Origin of the sequence: Burkholderia sp. AU33803 (genome assembly GCF_002223095.1) — a bacterium.
Classification (GTDB): Bacteria; Pseudomonadota; Gammaproteobacteria; order Burkholderiales; family Burkholderiaceae; genus Burkholderia.
Map to the genome: position 1 here is coordinate 1,467,035 of NZ_NKFJ01000004.1, position 26,940 is coordinate 1,493,974.

The 26,940-nt window shown below is 67.7% G+C and carries 27 protein-coding genes; 10 read left to right on the forward strand and 17 right to left on the reverse strand.

The annotated features are described in order from the left end of the window. Positions 1–22: 22 nt before the first annotated feature. Both CFB41_RS09275 and CFB41_RS09280 read right to left on the reverse strand, forming a co-directional pair. Positions 23–1,213 carry a nitronate monooxygenase family protein gene (locus CFB41_RS09275; RefSeq protein WP_089456288.1) on the reverse strand — a complete coding sequence of 397 codons (1,191 nt, stop codon included), beginning with the start codon at positions 1,211–1,213 and terminating at the stop codon, positions 23–25. Between the two features lie 123 nt (positions 1,214–1,336). Then, positions 1,337–2,773 (reverse strand): aldehyde dehydrogenase family protein, encoded by a 1,437-nt coding sequence (locus CFB41_RS09280; RefSeq protein ID WP_089456289.1) that lies wholly within the window; start codon positions 2,771–2,773, stop codon positions 1,337–1,339. 134 nt (positions 2,774–2,907) lie between these two features. Between CFB41_RS09280 and CFB41_RS09285 the strand changes: the two genes are divergently transcribed. Both CFB41_RS09285 and CFB41_RS09290 read left to right on the forward strand, forming a co-directional pair. Further along, positions 2,908–3,669: a hypothetical protein gene (locus CFB41_RS09285; RefSeq protein WP_089456290.1), complete on the forward strand. Its 762-nt coding sequence runs from the start codon at positions 2,908–2,910 to the stop codon at positions 3,667–3,669. 314 nt (positions 3,670–3,983) lie between these two features. Next, positions 3,984–4,349, forward strand: a complete 366-nt coding sequence (locus CFB41_RS09290; RefSeq protein WP_069248063.1) for a hypothetical protein — start codon at positions 3,984–3,986, stop codon at positions 4,347–4,349. A gap of 131 nt (positions 4,350–4,480) precedes the next feature. On the opposite strand, the gene CFB41_RS09295 is transcribed toward CFB41_RS09290, so the two are convergent. Continuing rightward, positions 4,481–4,960 (reverse strand): DUF2501 domain-containing protein, encoded by a 480-nt coding sequence (locus CFB41_RS09295; protein ID WP_089440193.1) that lies wholly within the window; start codon positions 4,958–4,960, stop codon positions 4,481–4,483. Positions 4,961–5,244: 284 nt separating this feature from the next. On the opposite strand from CFB41_RS09295, the gene CFB41_RS09300 reads away from it, so the two are divergent. Beyond that, a complete protein-coding gene (locus tag CFB41_RS09300) occupies positions 5,245–5,793 on the forward strand; it encodes a hypothetical protein (protein WP_089456291.1) in 549 nt (182 codons plus the stop codon). A gap of 85 nt (positions 5,794–5,878) precedes the next feature. After that, positions 5,879–6,454: a polysaccharide deacetylase family protein gene (locus tag CFB41_RS09305; RefSeq protein WP_089456292.1), complete on the forward strand. Its 576-nt coding sequence runs from the start codon at positions 5,879–5,881 to the stop codon at positions 6,452–6,454. A gap of 12 nt (positions 6,455–6,466) precedes the next feature. Here CFB41_RS09305 and CFB41_RS09310 read toward each other — a convergent pair whose 3' ends face one another. After that, complete coding sequence (locus tag CFB41_RS09310) at positions 6,467–7,432, reverse strand: phosphotransferase (RefSeq protein WP_089456293.1); 966 nt, start codon at positions 7,430–7,432, stop codon at positions 6,467–6,469. Positions 7,433–7,457: 25 nt separating this feature from the next. On the opposite strand from CFB41_RS09310, the gene CFB41_RS09315 reads away from it, so the two are divergent. Beyond that, entirely contained in the window at positions 7,458–8,147 is a 690-nt protein-coding gene (locus CFB41_RS09315) for a cephalosporin hydroxylase family protein (RefSeq protein ID WP_089456294.1), read from the forward strand. Here CFB41_RS09315 and CFB41_RS09320 read toward each other — a convergent pair. The 6 genes from CFB41_RS09320 to CFB41_RS09345 form a co-directional block, all read right to left on the reverse strand. After that, a complete protein-coding gene (locus tag CFB41_RS09320) occupies positions 8,104–9,312 on the reverse strand; it encodes a glycosyltransferase (RefSeq protein ID WP_089456612.1) in 1,209 nt (402 codons plus the stop codon). The two genes, CFB41_RS09315 and CFB41_RS09320, sit on opposite strands and share 44 nt — an antisense overlap. A 7-nt stretch (positions 9,313–9,319) precedes the next feature. Continuing rightward, on the reverse strand, positions 9,320–10,381 hold the full coding sequence (locus CFB41_RS09325) for an asparagine synthase-related protein (protein ID WP_089456295.1): 1,062 nt from the start codon (positions 10,379–10,381) through the stop codon (positions 9,320–9,322). Beyond that, positions 10,378–11,256 (reverse strand): 4Fe-4S cluster-binding domain-containing protein, encoded by an 879-nt coding sequence (locus tag CFB41_RS09330; protein ID WP_089456296.1) that lies wholly within the window; start codon positions 11,254–11,256, stop codon positions 10,378–10,380. Before CFB41_RS09330 ends, CFB41_RS09325 begins: the two co-directional genes overlap by 4 nt. A 1-nt stretch (position 11,257) precedes the next feature. Beyond that, entirely contained in the window at positions 11,258–12,250 is a 993-nt protein-coding gene (locus tag CFB41_RS09335) for a phosphotransferase enzyme family protein (RefSeq protein WP_089456297.1), read from the reverse strand. Further along, on the reverse strand, positions 12,251–13,000 hold the full coding sequence (locus tag CFB41_RS09340; protein ID WP_089456298.1) for an FkbM family methyltransferase: 750 nt from the start codon (positions 12,998–13,000) through the stop codon (positions 12,251–12,253). It abuts the gene before it with no gap. A 243-nt stretch (positions 13,001–13,243) separates the two neighbouring features. Next, on the reverse strand, positions 13,244–14,836 hold the full coding sequence (locus CFB41_RS09345; RefSeq protein WP_089440201.1) for an ABC-F family ATPase: 1,593 nt from the start codon (positions 14,834–14,836) through the stop codon (positions 13,244–13,246). Between the two features lie 170 nt (positions 14,837–15,006). Here CFB41_RS09345 and CFB41_RS09350 point away from each other — a divergent pair, with 170 nt between their 5' ends. Next, the gene (locus CFB41_RS09350) at positions 15,007–15,459 is read left to right on the forward strand and encodes a lipocalin-like domain-containing protein (protein WP_089456299.1); all 453 of its coding nucleotides are present in this window, start codon (positions 15,007–15,009) and stop codon (positions 15,457–15,459) included. Positions 15,460–15,471: 12 nt separating this feature from the next. Here CFB41_RS09350 and CFB41_RS09355 read toward each other — a convergent pair whose 3' ends face one another. After that, on the reverse strand, positions 15,472–17,769 hold the full coding sequence (locus CFB41_RS09355) for an AsmA family protein (RefSeq protein WP_089456300.1): 2,298 nt from the start codon (positions 17,767–17,769) through the stop codon (positions 15,472–15,474). A gap of 152 nt (positions 17,770–17,921) precedes the next feature. Between CFB41_RS09355 and CFB41_RS09360 the strand changes: the two genes are divergently transcribed. Together CFB41_RS09360 and fetB are read left to right on the forward strand one after the other, a co-directional pair. Continuing rightward, complete coding sequence (locus tag CFB41_RS09360; protein ID WP_089456301.1) at positions 17,922–18,623, forward strand: ATP-binding cassette domain-containing protein; 702 nt, start codon at positions 17,922–17,924, stop codon at positions 18,621–18,623. Then, positions 18,620–19,423: an iron export ABC transporter permease subunit FetB gene (gene fetB, locus CFB41_RS09365; RefSeq protein ID WP_039357836.1), complete on the forward strand. Its 804-nt coding sequence runs from the start codon at positions 18,620–18,622 to the stop codon at positions 19,421–19,423. The genes CFB41_RS09360 and fetB overlap by 4 nt, the downstream gene beginning before the upstream one ends. A 41-nt stretch (positions 19,424–19,464) precedes the next feature. Here fetB and CFB41_RS09370 read toward each other — a convergent pair whose 3' ends face one another. The 3 genes from CFB41_RS09370 to CFB41_RS09380 form a co-directional block, all read right to left on the reverse strand. Continuing rightward, positions 19,465–19,938 (reverse strand): PliI family lysozyme inhibitor of I-type lysozyme, encoded by a 474-nt coding sequence (locus CFB41_RS09370; protein WP_089456302.1) that lies wholly within the window; start codon positions 19,936–19,938, stop codon positions 19,465–19,467. A gap of 233 nt (positions 19,939–20,171) precedes the next feature. Then, positions 20,172–20,723: a DUF6013 family protein gene (locus tag CFB41_RS09375; RefSeq protein ID WP_089456613.1), complete on the reverse strand. Its 552-nt coding sequence runs from the start codon at positions 20,721–20,723 to the stop codon at positions 20,172–20,174. A 159-nt stretch (positions 20,724–20,882) separates the two neighbouring features. Then, positions 20,883–21,899 carry a zinc-binding alcohol dehydrogenase family protein gene (locus tag CFB41_RS09380; RefSeq protein ID WP_089456303.1) on the reverse strand — a complete coding sequence of 339 codons (1,017 nt, stop codon included), beginning with the start codon at positions 21,897–21,899 and terminating at the stop codon, positions 20,883–20,885. A gap of 122 nt (positions 21,900–22,021) precedes the next feature. On the opposite strand from CFB41_RS09380, the gene CFB41_RS09385 reads away from it, so the two are divergent. Together CFB41_RS09385 and serB are read left to right on the forward strand one after the other, a co-directional pair. After that, a complete protein-coding gene (locus CFB41_RS09385; protein ID WP_089456304.1) occupies positions 22,022–22,963 on the forward strand; it encodes a LysR family transcriptional regulator in 942 nt (313 codons plus the stop codon). A 166-nt stretch (positions 22,964–23,129) separates the two neighbouring features. Next, a complete protein-coding gene (gene serB / locus CFB41_RS09390; RefSeq protein WP_089456305.1) occupies positions 23,130–23,975 on the forward strand; it encodes a phosphoserine phosphatase SerB in 846 nt (281 codons plus the stop codon). An 87-nt stretch (positions 23,976–24,062) separates the two neighbouring features. Here the strand turns inward: serB and CFB41_RS09395 are convergent, their stop codons facing one another. From CFB41_RS09395 to CFB41_RS09405, 3 genes are all read right to left on the reverse strand, one after another. Continuing rightward, entirely contained in the window at positions 24,063–25,244 is a 1,182-nt protein-coding gene (locus CFB41_RS09395; protein WP_089456306.1) for a cystathionine beta-lyase, read from the reverse strand. Positions 25,245–25,357: 113 nt separating this feature from the next. Then, positions 25,358–25,900 (reverse strand): hypothetical protein, encoded by a 543-nt coding sequence (locus tag CFB41_RS09400; RefSeq protein WP_089456307.1) that lies wholly within the window; start codon positions 25,898–25,900, stop codon positions 25,358–25,360. 110 nt (positions 25,901–26,010) lie between these two features. After that, on the reverse strand, positions 26,011–26,937 hold the full coding sequence (locus CFB41_RS09405) for a sugar kinase (protein WP_089456308.1): 927 nt from the start codon (positions 26,935–26,937) through the stop codon (positions 26,011–26,013). Between the last annotated feature and the right edge of the window lie 3 nt (positions 26,938–26,940).

The following is a 26,940-nucleotide window of genomic DNA, read 5'->3' on the forward strand; positions in this document are numbered from 1 at the left end:
CTTTTCTTCATCTTGATATTCGTCAAGCCAGCGTAAACGTGGGGCGGTTTGCCGCAGGCTCCGTCGCAGCGCCCGTCAGCAACAGGTCGAGCAGATCGCGCACGCTGCGGATCGCACGGCCGAACGGCAACGCTTCGCGGCCACGGAAGAACAGCCCGTTCGCGACGTCGCCGCGCAGCGCGGCCGCGAGCCGCGTGTCGATGCAGAAATGGCCGAACTTCTCGATGCCGTCGCGCAAGCCGCATACGCTCAGGCATTCGAGCGCGGTCGGGCAACGCTGCTTCAGCGCACCAAGCTTGGTGCGGATGCGCGTCTCGTTGCGCAGGTAACGATCCAGCCACGGCGTCTTCACCGCGCGCGCGGGCAGCCCCGTCACGCTGACGAAGTCGACGATGTCCTCGGGTGTCGCATCGGCCAGCACGCGCTTGAAGTGCGGATGCGCATCGCCCTCTTCCGTCACCGCGAACGGCGTCCCCACCTGCACGCCGTTCGCGCCGGCGTCGAACGCCGCGCGCACCGCGTCGTGACTGTTGATCCCGCCCGCAACGATCAGCGGGATCGTTTCGCGTGCGACGCCGAGCGTCGCCATCACGTGGGCGGTCTCGTCGAGCACGCGCGCGAAATCGAAGCGAGGGTCGTGCATGTCGTCGATCTGCGTGACGCCGAGATGGCCGCCCGCATGCGCCGGATGCTCGATCACGATCGCGTCGGGCAGGCGCCCCTTCTTCATCCACTTCTTCAGCACGAGCGCGATCCCGCGGCTGTCCGACAGGATCGGAATCAGCGCGATGTCGTGTCCCTGCGTGAGGTCGGGCAGGTCGAGCGGCAGGCCCGCGCCCATCACGATCGCGTCCGCCCCCTCGTCGCACGCCACCCGCACGTAGTCCGCATGCGCGCTCACGGCCTTCATCACGTTGACCGCGATCATCCCGCGCCCTTCGCTGTAGGTCTTCGCGAGGCGGATCTCGCGTGCGAGCGCCTCGCGGTTCGCGGCCTCGAGCGTCGCGCGATCGGGTTGCGCGCGGCAACGCGCGAGCAGGTCCGCATGATGGTGGCGCAGGTCGATGCTCGCGATCGTGCCGACCGCGCCTTCGCGCGCGACGCTGCCCGCGAGCCGGTGCGCGGAGATGCCGACGCCCATGCCGCCCTGCACGACGGGCAACAAGGTGCGGCCGCGAATCGTCAGCGGCGGAAAGGAAGTGCGTACGGTCATCTGAAACCTCGTCGGAACATCGGAACCGCGATGATCGACGATCCACCGACGCGCACCTTGACGCCCGTCAATAAAAAAACGGCACGCGAGCGTGCCGTTTCCGGTTCAGGCCGTGAAAAACGCTCAGGCCGGCTTCGCGGGCTTCAGTTGCATCGACTTGTACTCGAGATATTCCTCGAGCCCGTACACGCCGTTCTCGCGGCCGTGCCCCGACTGCTTGTAGCCGCCGAACGGCGCGGCCATGTTCCATGCGCCGCCGTTGATGTCGACCTGCCCGGTGCGGATGCGGCGCGCGATGCCCATCGCGCGTTCGTCGCTGCCGGCCCACACCGCGCCGCCGAGCCCGTACGGCGAATCATTCGCGATCCGCACGGCCTCGTCTTCATCGCGATACGTGATGATCGACAGCACCGGCCCGAAGATTTCTTCCTGCGCGATCGTCGATTTCGGATCGACGCGGCCGAACACGGTCGGTTTCACGAAGAAGCCTTTATCCAGCCCTTCCGGCAGGCCCGTGCCGCCCGTCACGAGTTCGGCGCCTTCGTCGATCCCGCGCTGGATGTAGTCCTGCACGCGCTGCTGCTGCACGGCCGATGCCAGCGCGCCCAGGCGCGTCGCATCCTGCCGCGGATCGCCGGCGACGTAGGTTTCGGCCGCCGCCTTCGCGAGCTCACGTGCCTCGTCGTAGCGCGCTTCCGGCACCAGCATGCGCGTGTGCGCGGAGCAGGTCTGCCCCGCGTTCAGGTAGCACGCGTTGACCGTGCCCTTCACCGCCGTCGCGAAATCGGCATCGTCGAGGATCACCGACGCAGACTTGCCGCCCAGTTCGAGTGCAACGCGCTTGACGCCCGCGGCCGCCAGTTCCGCCACGCGCTTGCCGGCGCGCGTCGAGCCCGTGAACGACACCATGTCGACGTCCGGATCGGTGGCCAGCACTTCACCGACGACCGGGCCGTAGCCGCACACGAGGTTGAACACGCCGGCCGGCAGCCCGGCTTCGTGAATCGCTTCGGCGAGCATGAACGCATTGAGCGGCGCGACTTCGGACGGCTTCAGGACGACCGTGCAGCCGGCCGCGAGCGCCGGCGCGACTTTCAGCGTGATCTGGTTGAGCGGATAGTTCCACGGCGTGATCGCCGCGACGACGCCGACCGGCTCGCGCACGACGAGCGAGTTACCGACCTGTGCCTCGAATTCGAACGATTCGGCGAGCTTCGCGTACACCTTCCAGTTATAGATCGGGCCGCCGACCTGGATCGCGCGCGACAGCTTGATCGGCATCCCGACTTCGCCGGTGATCGACTGCGCGAGTTCCTCGCTGCGCGCCTGCAGATGCTCGACGATCTTGCGCAGGTAGCCCGCGCGCGTCGCGGCCGGCGTGGCCGCCCACGCGTCGAAGGCTGCGCGTGCCGCGCGGATCGCGTCCTGCGCGTCGGACGCGACGCCTTCCGGAATCCGGCCGATCACCGCCTCGGTGCCCGAGTCGATCACGTCGATCGTGCCGGTGCCGGCCGGTTTGCGCCACGCGCCGTCGATATAGAACTGGTCGTAGATTTTCATCGCTTTCCGCCTCCAGGAAAGCCGCCATTCTAGCGAGCGTTCCAGTCCTCCGGTGTGACGCGGCGTGACGATTGACAGCCATTCGAAAGGTCTTTAGCCTCGGCGCCTCATTCATCATAAGAAAGGAGAATGCCTTGAGCATCCTGACCAAAATCGAGGGCGGCTATCTTCAGGTATTGCGCGTGATCGTGCTGTTGTTCGCGACCGCGGTCCTGATCGGCGGGGTCATATTCGGCGTGGTCGCACTCGATGCGCGCCTGTCGACACCGCCGAAGGTCGATTCGGCCATCCAGGTCGATCCGGCATCGTTCGCGTGGGAGAACGATGCGCCCGCCAAGGCCACGCAGGCCACCGGCGGCGCCGCAGCCAAGGACGACAACGCGTCGCCCGCGCTGCGCCTGTCGACGCAACTGTCGGGCATCGTGCAGAAGCACGGCCGCGCGGCCCTGTCGCCGGACTACGCGGTCGATCGCGACGCATACGAGCCGTCGTTCCAGCGCGTGCTCGGCGACGACGACCATCCGGACGTCGCGTACTACGAGCAGCAGATCGCGTATCTCGACAAGGTGCTGTCGCGCACGGACGTCGCGGCCAGCGTCAAGAAGAAGGTCACCGGGCACGGCGACGAATATGCGCGCGAGCAGGCGTACACCGACGTCGTGTCGGCGGTCATGCGCGACTTCTCCGAGCGCTACGACGCACGCCGCACCGCGATCGACAACGAGAAGAAGGCCGCGGAAGAGACCGCTGCCGAGAACGGCCAGACCGCGCGCTACGCGGGCGTCGCCGCGCTCGTCGCGCTGTATTCGTTCGTGTCGCTCGCGGTGCTGATCATCCTGATCCGCGTCGAGCGCAGCATCCGCTCGATCGCGCGCGCCACGCACACGACGACCTGAGTTCGCTCATCGGCAGCCGGGCCCGCACGCCGGGCTGCGGCGGGCCCGCCAACGGGCCCGCTTCATGGCGCCGGCGGCCGTTCCCCGGCCGCCTCATCCCGCGCCGCGCCTCACGCGCTGGCGCACTTTCCGTTCCCGCTACCGCCTCACTTCGCCGTCGGCGATCCTCGCCGGCGCGGCGTCCGTTTCACCACCGCGATGTCAGCATCCGCCCGGGTGCGCGGTCGGGCCCGCATCGTGCTATGTTTTTATTATCGGCACCGGCCCAATGCAACCGGCGCCGCCCGGAATCGACGTATTTCGTGAGCGCTGCCATGTCCGACGCACCCCATATCCTCGGCTCGCAAGACCGCCTGGAACTGCTTTGCTGGCTCACCTGCGGCAATCTCGGCGCGTTTTACCTCAACGAATCATGGCCGGACGCCACGTTCCAGGTCCAGGCCGCGCACCGCTGGCTCGACCGCCATCATCGCCAAGCCGACTGGCTGGCCGTTGCCAAGCTCGCGGCGCTCGCGCAGGACATCGCGAAGCGGCATGCCGGGTTCGTCGATGCGTCGTGGGCGCGCGACGCGGTCGAGGAAATCGTCGATACCGACGATCTCGACTATCGGGCGAAACTCGTGCAATGGGTCTACGAAGACTGCTGCAAGGCGCTCGCCGACAAGCGGCTGGCCGATTGAGTCCATGCGTGCGGGCAGCGGCATCGCGCGGCCGCCCGCCTTCTCCTCGATGATGTGCGCGGGGCGGCCGGCATGGCCTGCGGAAGCGGTACGCATCGCACCGCCCCCTGCGCCGCCGCGCGACGAGTCGCTTACAGCAGCGACTTCGCCTGCGTCAGCACCTTGTCGCAGATCTGCTTGGTCACCTGCTGCTTCAGGCCGCCGCCGCTCAGGTCGAGCTTGCTGCCGTTGCCGGCATCGAGCACCCCGCTCGCGCCGCTGGTATAGCCGCTGTCGGACGATGCGTTGCCGCCGAGCTTGCCGATCAGCGCGTCCTTCACCGACGACGCACCGCCGGACGCCCCGCCGAGATAGTTGTTCTGGATGCAGAACTGCAGCAGGCCGGCGACGTTGCCCGTGCTGCCCGGCGTCAGCGACGCACCGCCCCCGCCCGTCAATGCACCGCCGAGGCCGCCGAGATTGCCGAGCGCACCGCCCGCGCTGCCGCCTGAGTCGCCACCGCCGCCGACCTGCTTCAGGACATCGCCCAGCTGCGCATGCGCCACCGAAAACGGCGCGAGCAATCCGATCAGCGCGCCGGCAACGGTCGCGCGGTATAGACGTGCATTCATGTGAAGCCTCCCGGTTGTGATGGCATGAGTACCGCGAATCGAATCCAAGGATACTCAATCGAACCGTGCATGACGGCCTTCGAAGGCGGCCTGAAACGTCAGGCATCGTGATATCGCCGCAATTTGACAAAGCTTGACGGCGCGCCGTGTGCGCAACGTCGGTTTGACGCAGGCTCGCGATCGCTGCGCCGGGTCGCCGGCGCGCGTGAAGCGTCATAGAATCGTCGGGCCGGCCGTTCGGACCCTCCGGCCCGATCCCCATCCCGAACCTGAAGGATGCTCGCGTGATGCTTGCCCATCGACTTCTGCTGATCGCCGGCGCGTCGGCCGCGCTGCTTTGCGGTTCCGGCACCGCCCGCGCGGCGACGGCCACGGCCGCCGCCGCATGCCCGTCGCCTTCGTTCGACCGCTATCCGGCACTCGCGGCGAGCGCGCCACGCAAGCCGGCTGCGGCACCCCGCCTGACCACGAGAGAAACCCGCCTCTACCGCACCGTCATTCGCGACGATTTCACGCAACCGGCCAATTTTGCCGGCCACTACCGGGTCGCGATCTGGGGTTGCGGAACGGATTGCCGGAATTTCGCGATCGTCGACAAGTACACGGGCGCGACGTACACGATGCCCGGCGTACAGGCCATCGCAGGCGTGATGGGCAACGACGAGGAGCGCGTCGATTTCCGCCCCGGCAGCAGGCTGCTGATCGTCGCGGGTTGCTTCAACGACGTATGCGACGACAACAGCGCGAAGGCCGCCCGGTTCTTCTACGAGTGGACCGGCACGCAGTTGCGTCGGATCGGCACCTGTCCGCTGGCGATCGAGCCGCTCCAGTAGCCGACCGATGAAAGCGCCGGCCGCCGCTCGCCGCGACTTGCGCTATCGTTGCTCCGATACACGTTGAACGGCGCCCCCACCCGCAATGTCCATTCGCCTCAGTTTCGACGACGGGCCCGGCCCCTCGACACGCCCCTTGCTCGATGTCCTGCGCGCTGCGTCATGCCAGGCGACCTTCTTCCTGCTCGGCCAGAATCTCGAAGACGCACTCGATGTCGCGGCAAGAATGGTGAGCGAGGGCCACCCACTCGGCAATCACACCCATTCGCACGCGAAGCCCGGCGCGCTGGCGGACGATGCACTGATCGACGAAATCGACGCAACCGACGCGCTGATCCGCGAGGCCTATCGCCGAGCCGGCGTTCCGGCGCCGGCCACGATTCCATTGCGCCTGCCTTACGGCCTGATGCCGGAGGACAGTCGCGCCGGCGTGCTGGCACGGCTGCGGCGCGAACACACGGGCTGGACCGCGATACTGGACGACTGGCAGCGGCCCGCGCCGTCGCCGCAGGCGCTGTTCGACGCGATGTGCGCGCACGCCGACGCCAGCGCGGCGCGGCAACATGACGTGCTGTTCTGCATGCACGACGGATCGCGGCACGGCGAGGCGCGGCCCCATACGGTCGAAGCGGTGCGCCTGTTCCTGAATCGGCCGCGCTGAAAAAGCAGCCGGTTAACGTCCCGGCGCCGCACCATCCAGCAACTGCCACCAGCCGCCGAGAAAACCGATACCCGGCCCCGGTGTCCACAGGCCGCGCTGGGCAGCTTCGAGATGGATCAGCGTCTGGTCCGCGCAGAACAAGGCCATCAGCGCATCGCGGCGGTCGAGCAGCCAGTCCGGCACGTCATCGGGCCGCGTCGCGGCATAGGCTCGCAGGCCGGCGTCCCAGCGCTGCGCATCGAATACGAAGCGATCGTCCCTGCCCGCATCACGCGACAGCGCGAACAGCGCAAAAGCCGCTTCGAGCCACTGTGCGCCCTGCCCGACATCGTCGAAATCGAGCACGCCGTTCACCGTGTGCCCCACGTACAGCAGGTTGCCCGCGTGATAGTCGCCATGCAGCCACTGCACCGCCCCCGTCAGCCAGCGGGCAGCAGCGTCGAGATGTGCGCCGATCCGGTGAATCATCGTCTCGTAGTGGCCGCTCAAGTCGCCCGGCAACGACGGCGCAGCGCGCGCCGCTACACGCGCGTGGCGCGCAGACAGCCAGGCCAGCGGCGCCGATTCGGTCACGGGCATCGCCGCCATCGCCGCATGCAGATGCGCGAGTGCACGCATCGCATCGATCGCGCCCGCCTCCGCATCGTCCGGCAGACCGGGGCGGCCGTCGATATGCTCGAACAGATGCAGCCAGCTTCCATCAGGCAGTTGCACACCGGACTGGGCGTCCACGGTCGGCCGCAGCTTCGGCAGCGCAGGCAGCGTCGGCGCCGTACGCGAGCGGCCGAGATGGCCGAGCATCGCCGCCTCGCGATGCACCTGCTCGACCGCCTTGCCGGACCACGACACGCGCAGCACCGCGCGCCCCGCATCGCACTCGACGAGATACGTTTTGTTAGTATGGCCCGACGCCAGCGCCTGCAGGTGCGCCGGCCCGATGTTCCAGTACCGGTGAAGCCACGGTTCCAGCGTTTTCACGTCACTCCTACTCGTTGCATTGACCATGTCAGAGCGTCCCTCGGCCCGCATGCGGGACATCAATATCGAATGGCTGACGCGCGCCGCCGAATTCGACCATCTGTTCCAGACGCGCTGGCTCGGCGAGCGCTTCTTCCACCTGCCCGGCGACATGCTCGCGCTCCAGGAGCTGATCTGGCGCGAGCGTCCCGACTGCATCGTGCAGACCGGGATCGCGGCGGGCGGCGGCGTCGTATTCTCCGCGTCGATGCTGGAACTGGCGGGCGACAGCGGCCGCGTCGTCGCGATCGAGCCGCGCCTGCGCGACGAGGTCAGGCAGCGCCTGCAATCGCACCGGCTCGCCCACCGGATGACGCTGATCGAAGGCGAATCATGCGCGGCCGACACGCTCGCCTCGGTGCGTGCGCAGATCGATGACGGCGCGCGCGTGATGGTGATCCTCGATCTCACGCACACCCACGCACATGTGCTGCGCGAGCTCGAATGCTATGCGCCGCTCGTGACGCCCGGCAGCTACGCGATCGTGATGGATACGATCATGGAGTACCTGCCCGCGTCGATGTTCGACGGCAAGCCGTACGGCAACGGCAACAACCCGGCCACCGCCGCGCACGAATTCCTCGCTCGCGACAAGCGCTTCGAGGTCGATTACGACATCGAGGACCGCGTCCTCATGACGCTGTCGCCCGGCGGCTTCCTGAAGCGAGTGCGCTGATCAGGCGCGCCGCCTCGGCCGAACCGTCGCGCGACGCGTAGCTCGCGCGGATCCGCGCCGCCTGCTCGCGCAACGTCCCGGGCCGCAACAGGCGTTCGAGCGCAGCGGCGATGTCCGCCACGCCGGCCTGCTGCAGATCCAGCACGCACCCCGCGCCGGCCCGCTCGACGAAGTGCGCCGAATGGAACTGGTCGTTGCAGAACGGCGACAGCAGCATCGGCACGCCGCTCGCAAGCGACTCCATCACCGAATTCGCGCCGCCGTGACTGACGAACGCGTGCGTGCGCTGCAACAGCGCCAGTTGCGGCACGTAACGCACCGCGATCACGCGCTCGTCGTCGGCCGGCAGCAGATCCGAATCGACCAGCTCGCCCACCGACAGCACCAGTTGTGCCGACGTCGCGCGCGTCGCCTCGATGACCTTCGCAAACACGTCGGGATGGTAGTAAAGCTGGCTGCCGAGCGACATGTAGACCAACGGACGATCCGCTTCGAGGCGATCCCACGGGAACGGTGTCTCGTCGCCGCGCGGGCCGGACGGCATGGCCGGGCCGACCAGCTCGACACCCGGCGGCGGCGCGCCGACCAGCGCGTCGGTCGTGAACGCGAGCGTCAGGTGCGGCGAAAGGATGTCGCATCCGCGAAAGCGCGCATCGAGCCCGTAGCGCGCGAACAGCCGCGTGCGTTCCGGCGTGAGCCAGCGCACCGTGCGCAACAGTTCCGAATCGAGATCGTCCGGCAGCACCGGATTCAGCGAATTCGACATCGAGACCCACGGCAGCCCTTCCAGTTCAGCGGCAATCGCCGCCGCATAGAGCAGCGGATCGATCACGACCACGTCGGGCCGCCAGTCGCGCAGCACCGTGCGGATGCCGTCCACCTGTGCGGGCGCGAGATCGATCAGCAGCGTGCGGATCCAGTGCCGTAGCCAAGCCGCGTCGCGGATGTTCGCGGCGAAGCTCGCGCCGCGCGACAGGTCGTGGCGCTCGGGCGTCTCGCGCGGCCCGACGAATTCGAAGCCGCCGGCACCGTCGAGCTGTGCGCTGAGATCGGCCGGCGCATAGAACGCGACGTCGCACCCGGCAGTACGCAGATGCTGGGCCGGGCCGATACACGGATTGACGTGCCCCTTTTCGGGCACCACGCAGAACAGGATGCGTTTCATGAGCGGCTCAGGTTGGGCGATGCGCGGCATCGAGGGAATCGAAATGATCGAGAAGCAGGGAAAGCGTCGTCCACAGCACGCGTTCGGTATCCGCCTGCAGCGTGGGGGCGGCCAGGCCGAGCGTGTCCGCCAGCGCGTGCGTGCGGTCGCGGTCGAGCAGAGCTGTGAGATCCATCGCCGGGGCGAGCCGCCCGCGCTTCGGGCCGTGCACGAGACGGTCCGGCAGGTTCAGGCGCGCACCGAGATCGCGCAGGCATTGCTTGTCCGGATCGGGCGCGATGCTCGTCAGATGCTCGACGACGGCCGCGTCGACGAACGGCGGATGCAGGTCGACCGACGCCGCATCGAACAACGCATGGCACAGCGGCAGATAGTTGGCCGACTGGTCGCGTCGCAGCACCTGGTCCGCGCCGTCGCCGGTGATGGCCACCTCGACGCCGTCCGCGGCCATCGCCTCGGCGAGCAGCAGCTTCGCGACCGGATGCAGGTTGAACATCGGCTCCTCGACCGCATGCGTCGTTCTCGGCAGCGCCGCGACGAAATCGGCCTCGTTCGCGCGCACGATCTTCACGTTCGCCTGCATCTGCGCGGCCAGTTCGAGTGCGGCATCGCGCTCGCAATAGTCCGGCATGTCGGTCACGAGAACGTAGGACGTCACGTGCCGCTGCGCGCCGAGTTCGCGCAGCAACGCGAGCAGCAGCGCCGAATCGAGCCCGCCGCTCAGCGCCAGCGCAACGCGCTTGCCGCTGTCGAGCGCCCGCTGCAGCGATGCGCGCAGCACGGTTTCCAGATCGGCGTGCTGCGGCTGCCCCGGTGCCGGCTGCACCGTCAGCCCTTGCGGCGAATGGACCAGCGCATGGCCGGGCGGCACCGCGCGCACGTCGCGCAACACGGTGCGGCCGACCAGCCGCTCGCCGCTCAGGTAACCCGCGATGGCCGCCGCGTCCGGCTCGCCGGCCGATTGCCCCGACGCGTGCAGGACGGCCCGGATGCCGGATGCCGTCGCACCGCTGCGCGGATGGTAGTGAAGCCGGTCGAAACCGAACAGGTCGCGCGTGCCGACGATCATGGATAACGCGCCTTCAAGGCGTCCACTTCAATGCGTTTGAGGATGCGATGCGGCGCCACCGGCGCACTGCCGCCCTGGCAATGCAGGCACGCTTCGAGCGGCGCCTCGCGTTGCAGATAGGCGAGCATCGCGTCGAGCATGCCGGCGTCGTCGCGCAGCGGCAGGCCGTCGGACTGAAAATCCTTCTCGCCCTGGTAAAGCGTATGGAAATGCGCGGGGCGCGTGCACGTGTAGAACATGCCGTCGCGAATCATATGACAGCGCTCGCGGATCCAGCAATCGTGATAAAGGCGCCGTGCTTCGTCGCGATCGGTACCGGGCTGCGCGCGGTTCATCGTCGTGAACACGTCCTGCACCTTCCAGTTCAGGCGCACGTCGAAGCGCGCGGCCTGGCGCTCGATGTGCGCGATCAGGTCGGGCGACAGCGACGGCTTCGGATAGCGCGAGATCGTCAGTGCGTCCACCGCCTGCCAGAACGCGTCGGTCATTTCGCCGAGCTTCAGGCCGTTCGTCGTGACGGAGATCACGGGCGCGATGCCCGTGGCGCGCACGCGCTGGACGAGTTCGACGAGCGCAGGATGCAGCAGCGGCTCGCCGCCGACCAGCTTGAACATGCGCGGGCGCAGCACCTTCGCCGCGCGGCGCAGATCGGCTTCGATCGATTCGGGGCTCGCATACCACTCGGGCAGCAGCGGCGACAGCGAGCAGCATTCGGCGCAGGTCAGGTTGCAGTGATCGACGATGTGCGCTTCCAGCGAGCGCGTCAGCACGCGCCCGTCTTCGACGCGGTAATCGCGATCCAGCGGCGGCGGAAACACATGCTGCCGCTCGGTGGGCGGCGTCGGATTCGACATCCGGTTCAGATTCGCATTCACTTCAGCGTCCTGTTTCCACACAACGGGAAAAGAAATCGACCAGACGGTCGCGCGCATCCACCATCGCGGCGGCCATCGTCACCGCGCCGTTCAGATGCGATGCAAAGCGCGACGGATCGTCGAGCCAGCCTTGCACGATCCAGAGCTTGAGCGCGTGCTGCAGGCACGCGGCATCGACCGCCCACGCAATGCGCGCGGGATCGATCGGCTGGGTCCGCCGATAAGCCAGCACGAACGCTTCCGCCCGATGCGGTGCCTCCAGCGGCAGATGACTCAGGCAACGCACCAGCTCGTATTCGCGCGGCGCGCCGATCGACGCTTCCCAGTCGAGGATGAGCGGCGGTAGCGTGCCCGTGAACAGATAGTTGAACTGGTTGTAGTCATTGTGGATCGGGTGCTGCGGATCGTCGGCGGGAAACGCGTCGATGCTGCCCGGATAGTAGCGGTCGAGCATGCGCAGCGCGAGATCAACGTAGCGGCGCAGATTGTCGGCGGCGTGGTTCGCGCGTGCGCGATCGAGTGCGTCATGCAGGCTGCGGCGCACCGCGTCCGCGTCGATCGCGGTCAGGCGTGCGCGGAGCGTGTCGAGCTGCGGCAAATGAAGCGGCTCGAGACTCAGATGCAACGCGCCCAGGCTCGCGCCGAGCGCATCCCATTCGGCTGGCGAAAACGTGTCGTAGGTTCTGAACTGCCCGGCTTCCCAGTGCGTCAGCATCGCGTGCGAGCGTTGCCCCGTCCACAGCGGCTCGCCGGACGTCGTGCGTTTCAGCGCCTGCACATGGAAACGCGCATCGCGATGCGTCTCGAAGTGCGCGAGCACGGCGGCCTCCTTGGTCGCACGCGCATGATGTTCGAGCGCGTAGAGCTTGACCGCTACGCCCCCGTCATCGGTCGGCAGGTGCCACACGCGTTCGCCGACCTGGCGCGGCGGCCCGCTGCGGCCGAGCGCATAGGCCGCGCGGATCTCGTCGAAGGTCGCGGCGAGCGAGTCCATTCAGATGTGCTCGGCCGGTCCGTATCGATACGGATGGCCGCTCAGGAACGTGTTGTGACCGACGTAGCGCACCTTGTACATCGCCGGGCGGAACAGCACCGAAGGATCGTTGTTCGCGATGCCGAGCAGCGGATACAGGTTCTGCCGCACGAAGAACGCGTTGTTGCCCATGTCGTCGCAGCAGACGAGTTCATAACCCTTCTGCCTGCCGAGATGGACGAGCGATTCGAGGCTCGCGCCGTAATAGGTCGAGCCGTCCCATTCGTGGTCCGGGTTGAAGCACATGACCCAGCGCTCGGGCGGCGTGTAGTACGGGTTGTATTCGATCACGACGATACGCGGCTGGAACGCTTGCAGGCCGCGCCAGACCCAGTAGTCGTTGCCGTCGATGTCGATCGACAGCAGGTCGAAGTCGGTGGGCGTATTCGCATCGGCGAGCAACGTGTCGATCGTGTCGGGCTGGACGCGGTCGTGGTGCAAGCGAACGCGGTCCACACCCGCGTAGTGGGCGGCCAGCTTGCCGAAGCGGTATGCACTCCCTTCCACCAGCACGCCGGCCCAATCCCGTTCGCGCAGCAGCCGCGCGGTGTTGCTGTTGCGCAGCCCGTCGCTCGCGCCGATATCGACGCAGAAGCGGTTGGTCGGCGCGATCCGCTCCATCAGGCGCGACAGGATGCCTTCCTCGGTGCCCTGTGCATAGAGGCTTGGCGTAAGGCCGGATAAATCGAGCGGGAGAGGATGGTCCTGCATCGAGGGGCGGCTCCGGATCGGAATTGAGGGTGATATCCGGAGCGTAATTTACCCGAAGTCGATTGAGGGGAGGAAACGGGAATGTGCGACACCCCCGCGCTTCACCGGCACGGAAATGAAAAAGCCCGCATCGACAACACTGTCGATGCGGGCCCGATGCGCTTCTCAAGGCTTCGCGCTGCTATGCGCCCCGGTTTCGTACCGCCGCCAGACCGCAAAACACGGACGGAAGCGGCAGGACAATTACTCCTGCCCCTGACTCGTCAGGAACTCCTCGTAATTGCCGCCAAAGTCGAACAGCGTGCCATCCGTACGCACTTCAATAATCCGGTTCGCCAGCCCGCTCACGAACTCGCGGTCGTGCGACACGAAGATCAACGTGCCTTCGAACTGCTCGAGCGCGATCTGCAGCGACTCGATCGACTCCATGTCCATGTGGTTGGTCGGCTCGTCCATCAGCAGCACGTTGTGGCGGCCGAGCATCAGCTTGCCCCAGATCATGCGGCCCTTCTCGCCGCCCGACAGCACCTTCACCGACTTCTTGATGTCGTCCGACGTGAACAGCAGGCGGCCGAGCGTGCCGCGCACCATCGTTTCGTCGTCGCCATCCTTGCGGTACTGGTCGATCCAGTCCATCAGCGTGATGTCGTTCGGGAACTCCTCGTACGTGTCCTGCGGCATGTAGCCGACGTTCGCGTTCTCGGACCACTTCACCGTGCCGTGATCGAGCGTGAGCGCGCCGAGCAGCGAGCGCAGCAGCGTCGTCTTGCCCGCGCCGTTCTCGCCGATGATCGCGATCCGCTCGCCCGGCTGAACCGACAGGTTGAAGTTCTGGAAGATGGTGCGCTCGTACTTCTTCGTGATCTCTTCGGCGACCACCGCGACGTTGTGCAGCTTCTTCTCGAACTCGAAACGGATGAACGGGTTCTGGCGCGACGACGGCTTGAATTCCTCGATCTTGATCTTGTCGATCTGCTTCGCACGGCTGGTCGCCTGACGGGCCTTCGACTTGTTCGCCGAGAAGCGGCGCACGAAGTCCTGCAGTTCCGCGACACGCTCCTTCGCACGCGTGTTCGCCGCGGCCTGGCGCTCGCGCGCCTGTGCCGACGCGAGCATGTAGTCGTCGTAGTTGCCCGGCCAGACCTTCAGCGTGCCGAAGTCCATGTCGGCCATGTGCGTGCACACCGAGTTCAGGAAGTGACGATCGTGCGAGATGATGATCATCGTCGAGTTGTACTCGTTGAGCGTTTGCTCGAGCCAACGAATCGAGTTGATGTCGAGGTTGTTGGTCGGTTCGTCGAGCAGCAGCACGTCCGGCTTCGAGAACAGCGCCTGCGCGAGCAGCACGCGCAGCTTCCAGCCCGGCGCGACCTCGCTCATCGTGCCGTTGTGGAATTTCTCCTCGATGCCGATGCCGAGCAGCAGCGCACCCGCGCGCGCCTCGGCGTCGTAGCCGCCGTATTCGGCGAACTTGCCTTCGAGTTCGGCGGCGTGCATGTAGTCGTCGTCGGTGGCTTCCGGGTTCGCGTAGATCGCGTCACGCTCGGTCATGGCGGCCCACATTTCGGTGTGGCCCATCATCACGACGTCGAGCACGCGCACGTCTTCGTACGCGAACTGGTCCTGGCGCAGCTTGCCGAGACGCACGTTCGGCTCCAGCGCGACGTTGCCGGCGCTCGGCTCGAGGTCGCCGCCGAGGATCTTCATGAACGTCGACTTGCCACAGCCGTTCGCGCCGATCAGACCATAGCGGTTGCCCTCGCCGAATTTGACCGAGATATTCTCGAACAAGGGCTTCGGCCCGAATTGCATCGTGATGTTGGCAGTAGAAAGCACGGCAGGTCCCGTTAAAGGATAAATCGACGGAAAACCGTGTATTTTAGCAGGTGTCGGAGAAACTGCCGACCACGCCGTTCCGGCAGCGCATTCCAGGCCCCTTCCCGCGCCGGCCGACGGCCCGCCAACACGACGGCACGCGCCCCACCGCCGTCTCACCGGAATCCCGCATGCTCGCCAGCCAGCTTCGCGAACAACTCGTCGGCGCATGGCGCCTCGTATCCTACGAAGTCCGCCCGCGCGACGGCAGCGCGGTCACCTATCCGCTCGGCCGCGACGCGCGCGGCTGGATCCTGTACACGCCGGACGGCTACATGTCCGCGCAGCTGATGGCCGCCGGCCGGCCGCCCTACGCGGACGGCGACCTGCAGGGCGGCACCGCCGACGAGCGCGCGGCGGCCGCCGGCGGCTACATCGCGTATTCCGGCCCCTTTCAGGTCGCCGACGACGGCACGCTGACCCACGAAATGGACGTCAGCCTGTTCCCGAACTGGCTCGGCAACGTCCAGCAGCGCGCCGTCAGGCTCGACGGCGATCGTCTGCAGCTCGGCACGGCCGCCCCGGTACGGATCGACGGCCGGGAAGTCGATGCAGTGCTGCTCTGGGTGCGCGCGGGCCGCTGACGCACGCGCGCGTCACTTGCCTGCCTTCGCCGCTGCCCGCTGCGCGGCCTTCGCGTTCATCCGACCGAACAGCTCCGAACACGGCACGTCGCGATTGTTGCTCGGCGCGATCAGCGGAATCAGGGCCGCGAACGGGTTGATCAGCCCGAGGCCGACCATCGCGCCGGCGCGCAGCGCGAGCGCGCCTGCATCGACGCCGACGTTCGGGTTCTTGAACGTGCCCTTCGCGTACAGCGGCGAGCGCAGCGAGAAGATCCGGAAGCCCTTCGTGTGCGGATGGATCTTCAGGTTCAGCGTTTCGTCGCGCAGGCTGATCGGGCCGTCGACGTTGATCAGCGCGTCGTCCGTATCGAGCGCGAACACCTTCGGGTCGAGAATGCCGTTGGTCGCGACGAAGTCGATCGCCGCGCAATTGATCTTCACGTCGTTGTTGCCGAACAGCTTCTCGTAGACGACGTTCGCGACGTTCAGCCCCGCCGCTTCCATCAGCAGGCGGCTGATGCGGCCGTCGGTCACGAGCGCCTTCACCTCGCCGGTCGACGTCGCGGCCAGCGCGGCCGGCGAGTTGCCGGTCGCCGACAGCGACGCATCGCCGTTGATCTCGCCGAGCGCCGACTGCATGACCTTCTGCGCGGGGAACAACTGCTTGAGCTTCAGGTGCCGCGCGGCCACCGTGAAGCGGCCCTTCAGCGGCGCACCGCTGCCGTCGAGATGCGCGGTCGTGGCGAGCGTGCCGCCCGCGACGCCGAACTGCAGCGGCTCGAGCGACAGCACGCCGTCCGTCATCACGATGTGCGTGTACAGGTTGGTGATCGGCAGGTCCGAACTCTTGATCAGCTTGCGGCCGGTGAACTTGACGTCCGCGTCGAGCGCACGCCAGCGGTCGGTGCGGAACGTCTCGACCGGCAGCACGCGGCCCGACGGCTGTTTCGTCGTGTCGCCGCGCTTGGCCTTGCTCGCGGCCGTATCCGCGCCGATCACCGGCGCGAGGTCGGAGAACTGCAGCAGGTTCGACACGAGCTCGCCCGACAGCTTCGGCCGCGGCTCGCGCTGCTCGTAGACCAGCGTGCCGCCGAGATCGCTGCCGCCGACGCGGCCGTTGAAGTGCTCGTAACGGAACGTGCTGGCCTTGCGCCTGAAGTTGCCGATCAGTCGCCCTTCGGTCGCGTAAGGCGGCGTATCGGGCAGCGTGATGCCGGTCAGCTGGTAAAGGTGCGACATCGACGTGCCCTGCAGCCACAGTCGCAGGTCGATGGCCGCGAGATGCATCGGGTCGGTCAGCGTGCCGACGATCGCGAGCCGCGTGTCGCCGGCCTTCACGTCGGCCTGCAACGGGAACGGCCGCGACGCGTCCTGGATCGCGAGCACGCCGCCCAGCTTGCCGGTGCCGCTGATCGGCACGTTCTTGTAGCGGCCGTCGACCTTCAGCCCGAACGCATAGGTCGGGCCGGCCGGCTTCGCGGGCACTGCGACGCTGCTTGCGCCGCTTGCACCAGACGCGGCAGCAGCAACCGATGCCGAAGCGGTGGACGAAGCAGCCGAAGCCGACACCACGGCAGCCCCGGCCGAAGCACCGGTGGCCGACGCCGCACTCGCAGCCTGCGCGGCGGAAGCACTCGACGCGGCCTCCGCGTTGGCCTTCGCGCTCAACTGCGCGGCGCCATGCTTGCCGACCCGCTGCGCCGATGCCGCGCGCGATGTCTGCTCCTGCTCCTTCAGCACGTCGCCGAGCGGAATCGGCTGCCCGAGCGTATCGATCGCGACGGTCAGGTCGGCCTTCGTGATCGCGTCGCGATACGTGACGGTGCCCTTCGCGAAGCCGAAGCTGTCGAGCCGCACCTTCCACGGCGACGGCTGCGACGATTGCTTGAACTGGAAGGTCCACGTGTTGCGGCCGTCGGCAAGCCGCTCGAGGTCGACGGCCGGATTCACGACGTCGATCGACGGGATCACGATTTCATGCGCGAGCAGCGGCAGGATCGCGAGATCGAAGTGCGCGGCATCGAGCGTGACGAACTTGGGCATCTTCGCCCAGTCGGGGTTGCCGATCTCGAGCTGCGTGGCCGTGAAGCTCGGCCAGGGCACCCAGGCGCGCCAGCCGGTTTCGCCGTCGGGGCGACGCCAGCCCACCTTCAGGTCGCCGTTGATCGCGAACGGGCGGCCGAGCGCGGCCGTGACCTGCTCGTTGACCCACGGCTTCGCGCGGTTCCAGTCGAAGATAAAGAGAAAGACGCCGGCCGCCGCGATGAGCACCGCGACGATACCGACGATCCATGCAGCCGATTTGCCGATGGCTCGGGCTAGCGTCATGGCGGTTCCGTTGTTGTTCTGAAATGTTGCCGCACCATGCCGGGCCGCTTGCGTGGACGAACGGCGCACGACACCCGCGGCTTTTCAATCGGTATTATGACGCACGCCATGGTGACGTTTCGGCGCCATTAACGCTTTTTTTCATTTGTGACATGACAGCCCCCACCGGCCTCATCGATGCAGCGCGCATCACGCGGCGCGATGCCAGCAGCGGCAAGACCCTGCTCGCCCCGACCGATTTCAGCCTCGCGGCGGGATCGCGAATTGCTATCACCGGGCCGTCCGGGTCCGGCAAGAGCGTGCTGCTGCGCGCGCTCGCGCTGCTCGATCCGCTCGACGGCGGCCACATCCTGTGGCGCGGCAAACGGATCCGGCGCAATGCGATCCCGCGTTACCGCCGCAGCGTCGCCTATGTGCGCCAGCGCCCCGCGCAGATGGACGGCACCGTCGAATCGCAGCTGCGCTATCCGTATTCGCTCGCGATCTATCGCGACGTGGCGTTCGATCGCGCGCGCGCCGAAGCGCTCGCCGCGCAGGCCGGTCGCGGCCCCGACTTTCTCGACAAGCGCGCGAGCGACCTGTCCGGCGGCGAAGCGCAGATCACCGCGCTGCTGCGCGTGCTGCAGCTCGATCCCGACGTGCTGCTGCTCGACGAGCCGACGTCCGCGCTCGACCCCGAATCGGCGCGCGCGATCGAGGCGCTCGTCGGCGCATGGTTCGACGCGGCGCCCGACGCCCGCGCGTACATGTGGATCTCGCACGACCCGGCCCAGGCCGCGCGGATCGGCACGATGCGGCTCGTGATGCAGGCCGGCGTGATGCACGCGGCCGACCCGACGGAGGCCACGCGATGAGCCCCGCACTGCAGGACCTGAGCCTCGTCGACGTCGGCATCGCCGCCGCGCTCGTCGCGGTCAACGGCGCGATCTCGATGGCCTTGTCGCTCGGCCTCGGCCGCAAGCTCGCGCTCGCGGCCGTACGCACCGTCGTGCAGTTGCTCGCGATCGGCTACGTGCTCGGCTGGGTGTTCGGTCACCCTCACTGGTACATCGTGCTGCCGCTCACCGCGCTGATGACGCTGATCGCCGGGTTCGCCGGCGCGGGGCGCGGCAAGCGCACGTATCGCGGCCAGCGCATCGACAGCATCGCGTCGATCTGGTTCAGCAGCTGGTTCGTCGCGGCGGTCGGCCTGTTCGTCGTGATCCGCATCCACCCCTGGTACGCGCCGCAGTACGCGATTCCGATCCTCGGGATGATTCTCGGCAATACGCTCACGGGCGTGTCGCTCGGTGTCGAGCGGATGATGGAAGAGCTCACGGCGCGCCGCGACCGCGTCGAAACCGCGCTGGCGCTCGGCGCGACGCGCTGGGAAGCCGCGCAGGACGCCGCGCGCCAAGCGGTGCGCGCCGGCATGCTGCCGACGCTGAACCAGATGGCCGTCGTCGGCGTCGTGAGCCTGCCGGGGATGATGACGGGCCAGGTGCTGGCCGGCCAGTCGCCGCTGCAGGCCGTGCGCTACCAGATCGTGATCATGTTCCTGATTGCCGCTGCCTCCGCGCTCGGCACGGTCGGTGCGGTGCTGATGACCTATCGCCGGCTGTTCTCGGCCGATCACCGCTTTCTCGCCGCGCGGCTCGAAGAACGCGCGCACTGACACCCGGCGCCATCGCGCGACGCGTTCGCGCGGTTCGCCAGTCAGCGCGCGCCGTGGCGTTTGCCGAGCGCCTGCCGCAACGCGGCTGGGATGTCCGCGTCGGGCGCGAGCCCGTCGACCGACGCGACGAGCTTCACGGCGCGCGGTGTCGTCACATAGGCTTGCGCGCCGACATAGCCGCCGCTGCCGGCCGAGCGCGTCGTCACGACGAGCGCCTGCGGCGCACGTGCACCGAGGTCGGCCGTGAATGCATCGGTAACCGTACCATCACGCGCATGCAGCGCGCCCGTCACGTAATCGTCGGTATCGAAGCCGGGGGCGGCATGCGCGGTCGAATACACGCGCACCGCGTAGCTGCCGGTCGAGCACGGTTCGAGCGCGCCGCTCGACACGACGGCCACCTGCTGCCGCGACGACAGCTCGACTTTCTTCACGAACCCGCAATCGTCGGCCGCGTGCGCGTGCGCGGCGACGAACGCAAAAACACACAACAGCGCGCGCATTCGGTATTTCATGGGGATGTCGTGACAGGAAGGTGATGATGCGGGCGAGCATAGCGTGACAGGCTCATGACGTCACGCGGGTCGCTACGCGACGCCACCGCACGGCGAACGGCCGCCATGCCGCTGAAGCAGGTCGCGAGAAAGCACTGTGACGGCGACACGAAACGGTCACGTGTCGCCGCGTGGTACCGCAAGTCGAATCCGTTGCGCGCGCACCGGCTCCGACGCCGGCCCATGCGCACCGCTCAACGCTTGATCGACACCGTCACTTTCGTGCCATCGCTCATCGTGACGGACTTCGACCCGCCGTTGGTCGGGATCGACACCCACTTCACCTGGCTCACCGACACGACGTCCGGACACTGCAGCGACTTGCCGCCGGCCGTCACGTTGCGCGTGCCTTTCGGCGCGGCTGCCTGGAAGCTCAACTGCACGTTGGCGATCCCCTTCGCGTCGATCGACGGCGCGAGCCGCACCTGGGTCTGGCGCACCATCGCGCCGTTCTCGTCGCGCGGCAGGTTGTCGGCGTTCGGGCAACCTTCCGGCATCGCGACCGCCCCGCTCGGCGGCACCGACTTCCAGTTGAAGTCGTCCGTCTCGCCCGAGCGGATCTTGCGGGTCTCCTGCGTATTGCCGAAGGTCTTCGAGTCGACCTTGACGGTGTATTCGAGCTGTCCGGTACCGCCGCCCTTCAGGCTGCCCTTGACCGGCGGCGCCGCGAATACGCTCGCGCTGACGCACGCCGCCGCGAACACGACCGACCACGTTGCGGCGACTGACAAGCTGCGTTGGCTCATGCTGACCTCCTTGGTATGCGGCGGCACGCGCGTGCCGCGCGGTTTTCGATGCATGATGCGCTGCCAGTCTACCGCCAAGCGGCATGCAATGCGCCGCAAACGCATCGGGTGTTACCCCGCTTGCGTTCGCGGCGCCGCGACCTTAAACGCGAGGCCAGCTCAGAAGCCGCTCAGCACGAGCTTGCCGATCGAACGCCCGGCCTCGAGCAACTGGTGCGCGCGCCGCACGTTCGCCGCGTTGATCGTGCCGAGCTGCTCGCCGACCGTGGTGCGCAGCGTGCCGCCGTCGACCAGCCGCGCGACTTCGCCGAGGATCCGGTGCTGCTCGATCATGTCCGGCGTCTCGAACATCGCGCGCGTGAACATGAATTCCCAATGAAACGCCGCACTCTTCGCCTTCAGCAATTCGACCGGCACCGGCTTGTCGTTCTCGACGATCGTGCAAATGCCGCCCTGCGGCCGGATGACCTCCGCAGCGGCAGGAAAGTGCCGATCCGTGTCGTTGAAAATCAGCACGTAGTCGACGTTCGGGTGCCCGGCCTCGCGCAGCTGCGCCGGCAGGTCGCCGAAATGGTCGACCACCGCGTCCGCGCCCAGCGAGCACACCCATCCGGCCGACGCCGGCCGTGATGCGGTTGCGATCACGTGCAGCTTGCCGAGCGTCTTCGCGAGCTGGATCGCGATCGAACCCACGCCACCCGCACCGCCGATGATCAGCACCGACTTGCCGGCGTCCGCGCCCTGCGGTGATACACGCAGCCGGTCGAACAGTGCTTCCCATGCGGTCAGCGCAGTGAGCGGCAGCGCGGCGGATGCGGCGAAATCGAGCGTGCGCGGCTTCAGCGCGGCGATTCGCTCGTCGACCGTATGGAATTCGCTGTTCGCGCCCGGCCGCGTGATGCTGCCCGCGTAGAACACTTCGTCGCCGGGCCGGAACAGCGTGACGTCGGCGCCGACCGCGACCACCGTGCCGGCCGCATCCCAGCCGAGCACGCGCGGCGTGTCCTCGACCTGCGGCTTCGGCGCGCGCACCTTGAAGTCCACCGGGTTCACGGAAATTGCCTCGACCTTCACGAGCAGGTCGCGCGGGCCCGGCACGGGCTGCGGCAGCTCCACGTCGAGCAGCGCTTGCGGGTCGTCGATCGGCAGATAACGGGTCAGTCCAACGGCTTTCATCACGACACTCCTTCAAGGAAACCTGTGGGCCGCGGCGCAGCCCCATGAACGTCATCGTAGGCAACCCGATCCTTCGAGAAAAGCGCTATATTTCCTGAAACATTTTCAGGAATTTCAGAATAATGGCCTCCGATACGATTCCGACGCCGGACAAGCCGCTCGACCTGCTCGACGTCGCGCTGTTCGTGCGCGCGGCGCTGCTCGCGAACGTCACCGCGGCCGGCCGTGAATTCGGTGTATCGGCCGCGGTCGCGAGCGCGCGCATCGCGCAACTCGAACGCCAGCTCGGCGCGCGGCTGCTGCACCGCACCACGCGCCGCATCAGCCTCACGCAGGATGGTGAAGTCTTCATGGCGCACGCCGACACGCTGCTGTCGGCTGCCGATGCCGCGCGCGCATCGGTCGGCCACGGCCGCTCCGAGCCGTACGGGCGGCTGAAGGTGTCGATGTCGTCGTCGTTCGGCCGCCAGCATGTCGCGCCGGTGATTCCCGCGTTCCTGCGCCGCTACCCGTCCGTGTCGCTCGACCTGCGGCTGTCGGACGAGATCGTCGACCTCGTCGACGACGGCTACGACGTCGCGATCCGCCTCGGCGCGCTGAAGGATTCGACGCTCGTCGCGCGCAAGCTCGCCACGAACCGCCGCGTGCTGTGCTGCTCGCCCGCGTATCTCGCCGAACATGGCACGCCGCGCCATCCGGCCGACCTCGCGCAGCACGAATGCGTGATCCTCGGCGACCAGCGCGACTGGTCGTTCGCCACGCCGCAAGGCCCGCTCACCGTGCGGGTGGGCGGCCGGCTCGTCGCGAGCAACGGCGAGGCGATCCGCGAAGCGCTCGTCGACGGCTTCGGGATCGCGATCAAGTCGACCTGGGACGTCGGCCCGCTGCTCGCGAGCGGCGCGCTCGTCACGGTGCTCGACGACTATCCGTTCGCGGAAGACATCGCGATCTGGGCCGTCTACCCGAGCCGCGCGCACGTTCCGCTGAAGACGCTCGCCTTCATCACGTTCCTGGCCGAGCATTTCGGCGATCCGCCGTACTGGGATCGCACGGACAGGCCATGACCGCCCCCCGCGCACGGTTTCGATCCTCACCCGACCGCCGCATGCGGCCAACCGGCTACAATGGCGCGTTCGCCACGCAAGGGCCCGACGCCGGACGGGGCCCGCATCGGCAGGCGGCTGCCCGTTGGCCGCAGACGCATTTCATTCGCTTCCCAACCATCCCGTCATGACCCACAACCTCGTCATCCAGAGTCTTGCGCCGCTGTCGGACACCCATCACAAACCGCTGCTCGCGCTGTCGCGCGGCACCCGCATCGTGCAGACCGACGATCATGCGCTGCGGATCGACCACGCGAACCCGGCGCAGCGCCTCGACATCGATGCCTACTGCGGCACGCACGCACTTGACTTCGCGTTCGTCGAGGCCGGCCTCTCGCTCGGCGATTTCGGGCTCGCCGTGATGGACATGGATTCGACGCTGATCACGATCGAGTGCATCGACGAGATCGCCGATTTCTGCGGGCTGAAAACGCAGGTCGCCGAGATCACCGAAGCGTCGATGCGCGGCGAGATCCGCGACTTCAACGAAAGCCTCACGCGCCGCGTCGCGCTGCTGGCCGGGCTCGACGCGCACGCGCTCGAACGCGTGTACGAGGAACGGCTGCAACTGTCGCCGGGCGCCGAGCAGATGCTCGCCGGCGTGAAGGCCGCCGGCATGAAGACGCTGCTCGTGTCGGGCGGCTTCACGTTCTTCACCGAACGGCTGAAGGCGCGCCTCGGCCTCGACTACGCGCATGCGAACACGCTCGAGATCGTCGACGGCAAGCTGACCGGCAAGGTGCTCGGCGAGATCGTCAACGCCGACGTGAAGGCGCGCCTGCTGCGCGAGACGTGCGCGTCGCTCGGCCTCGAGCCGCGCCGCGCGATCGCGATGGGCGACGGCTCGAACGACCTGAAGATGATGGCCGAGGCCGGGCTGTCGGTCGCGTACCACGCGAAGCCCGTCGTGCGCGATGCGGCGACGGTCGCGTTCGATCACGTCGGCCTCGACGGGCTGCTGCGGCTGTTCTGATCCCGCGGCAGCCGACATGAAAAACGCCGGCGCGATGCAACATCGCGCCGGCGTCTTGTTTTTCTGCCGAACGTTGTCGGCGGGCGATCAGCCCAGCGCAGCCTGCAGCGCGCGCTCGATGTCCGCACGCAGGTCGCCCTCGTCTTCCAGGCCGACATAGAAACGCACCAGCGTACCGCGATGCGCCCAGTCCGGACGCATCGACGCGACGTCGTAAGGCATCGCGAGGCTGCACGCGCCGCCCCAGCTCCAGCCGATCGCGAACAGCTCGAGCGACTCGACGAAGCGGTCGACCTGCTCCGCACTGTAGCGCTCGTCGAACACCACCGAGAACAACCCGCCCGCGCCGGTAAAATCGCGCATGAACGACGCGTGCCCCGGGCAATCGGCGATCTGCGGGTGCAATACCGCCGCGATCTCCGGCCGCGCCTTCAGCCATTGCGCGAGCGCGAGCGCGCTCTTGCTGTGCGCATCGAACCGCACCTGCATGCTCGGCAGGCTGCGCAGCACGAGCGAGCAATCGTCGACCGACACGCCGACGCCGCAGCGCATCCGCGCGAGCTTCAGCTGTGCATGCAGCTCCGCGTTCGCGGTGATCGTCGCGCCCATCAGCACGTCGCTGCCGCCCGACTGGTATTTGGTCAGCGCCTGCACCGAGATGTCGACGCCATGTTCGAACGGCTTGAACGCGAGCCCGGCCGAAAACGTGTTGTCGATCGCGGTGACGATGCCGCGCGCCTTCGCGGCCGCCGTGATCGCCTGCACGTCCGGCACTTCCATCGTCACCGAGCCGGGCGCCTCGATCCAGATCAGCCGCGTGTTCGGCTGGATCAGGTCGGCGATACCGGCGCCGATCAGCGGATCGTAGAAGCGCGCGGTGATGCCGAAGTCCTTCGCGAGCCAGTTGCCGAAATCGGCGTTCGGCCCGTACACGTTGTGCGGAATCAGCACGTCGTCGCCGGCTTTCACGATCCCGAAGTAGACGTTCATGATCGCCGCGAGGCCCGACGGCTGCAGCAGCGCATGCGTGCCGCCCTCGATCTCGGCCAGCCGCTGCGCGAGCGCGAGCGACGTCGGCGTCGCATGCAGGCCGTAGCGCCACTGATTGTCGTTGTGCCAGACGAGCGCACGCATCGTCGCCAGATCGGGAAACACGACCGTCGACGCGCGCGCGACCGGCGGCACGAACGAACGGAAGCCTTCCGGGATCACGTCGTCGGGTTGAACGATGCGGGTTTGCAGTGCGCGCTTGGGAGTGGATGCAGTCATGACGGGAAGCCGGGCACGAGGCCGTTCGGTTGCGGAATATGCAGCTAGATTAGCCAAAATCGGCGCAATTGGCCCGGTACAATGCGCGCCGCGCGCACCGAGCCAGCGCGGGTTCAGTCGTCGGTGCGCAGGTTGACGACGCCGCCCACCGTCTCGATTTCCTGCACGCGGCCGTCGCGTACCTGCAGCGCCGCACGCTTGCCCGGCGCGAGACGCAGCACGACGGGCTGCGGATCCGACTCGTCAGAATTCATCCGGTCGGCCTTCAGGGCACCCGTCGCGTCGAAGCGGCCGATCCACACGCCCGTGATGTTCGTGCCGTCGTTCGATTCCTCGATTTCGAGCGTGTCGCCGTCGCGATCGCCCGCGAGCAGCACGACCTCGCCCGTATCGGCGAACTGGTATTCGCCGTGCACGCCTTCCTCGTCCGTCTTCGGGCCGAGATGCACGACGATCGGCCGGTCACCGAGCGTGCCTTCATAGCGCGGCAGGCGGGCGAACTCGGGATTCGGCTTCAGCGGCCGCGCCATGGCCGGTTCATCCTGCTGCGCGCCCGGCGTGGCGGCCTGCGCCGCGCAGACGCCCGGTATCGCCATGCCCACCGCCAGCGCGCCCGCGACGACGAGCGCCCGTTGCCATTGCGAATATCGACCCACCTTGTGTTGCTCCTTGCTTCAGATTCGCTCGAAAATCGCGGCGATGCCTTGCCCGCCGCCCATGCACATCGTCACGAGCGCATTGCCGCGGCCGGCGTGCGCGTGCCGCGTCAGCCCTGCATCAGGTGCTCCACCGCATCGCGGTGCGGAATCGGCGCGACCGCGCCGTAGCCCGTCGTCGACAGTGCCGCCGCGGCGTTCGCATAACGCGCCGCCGCGAACGGATCGTCGCCCGCGACGATCCGCGCGACGAACGCACCGCCGAAGCAATCGCCCGCGCCCGTCGCGTCGACGGCCTCGACCGCGAAGCCCGGCACGACGCGCCGTTCGTTCGGCGTCGCCACGTAAGCGCCTTCCTTGCCGAGCTTCAACGCGACGATCTGCGGCCCGTGTTCGAGCATCGCATCGACGATCGCATCGCGATCGTTCGCGCCCGTGAGTGCCGTCACGTCGTCCCAGCTGGGCAGGCAGATGTCCGTCTGGCGCAGCGCTTCGCGCATCACCGCGCGGGCGCGCGGCAGCGGCCACAGCTTCAGCCGCAGGTTCGTGTCGAAGCTGACCTTCGCGCCGTGGCGGCGCGCGTGGTCAGTCGCCGCGAATGCGGCGTCACACGCAGCCGTGCTGATCGCCAGGCTGATGCCCGACAGGTGCACCGCTTTCGCGGCAGCCAGCGCGTCGAGCGGCAGATCACCGGTTGCATAACGGCTCGCCGCCGAGCCCGCACGCAGGTAGTCGAACTGGTGACCATCGGCGCCGTGCGTGACGAAGTACACGCCGGTCGGCGCCGTGCGGTCGACGCGCACGTACGTCGTGTCGACGCGTTCCGCGCGCCACATGTCGGCCAGCAGGCGGCCGAACGGATCGTCGCCGATCGCCGACACGAAACCCGTCGATGCGCCCTGGCGCGCGGCGGCGATGCAGAAGTTCGACGTATCGCCGCCGAAGCCCTGCAGGAATTCAGGCCGGCCCGGCTGCGACTGGTTGAATTCGATCATCGCCTCGCCGAGCGCGAGGATCTCCGGAAATGCGGCGGCCATCGC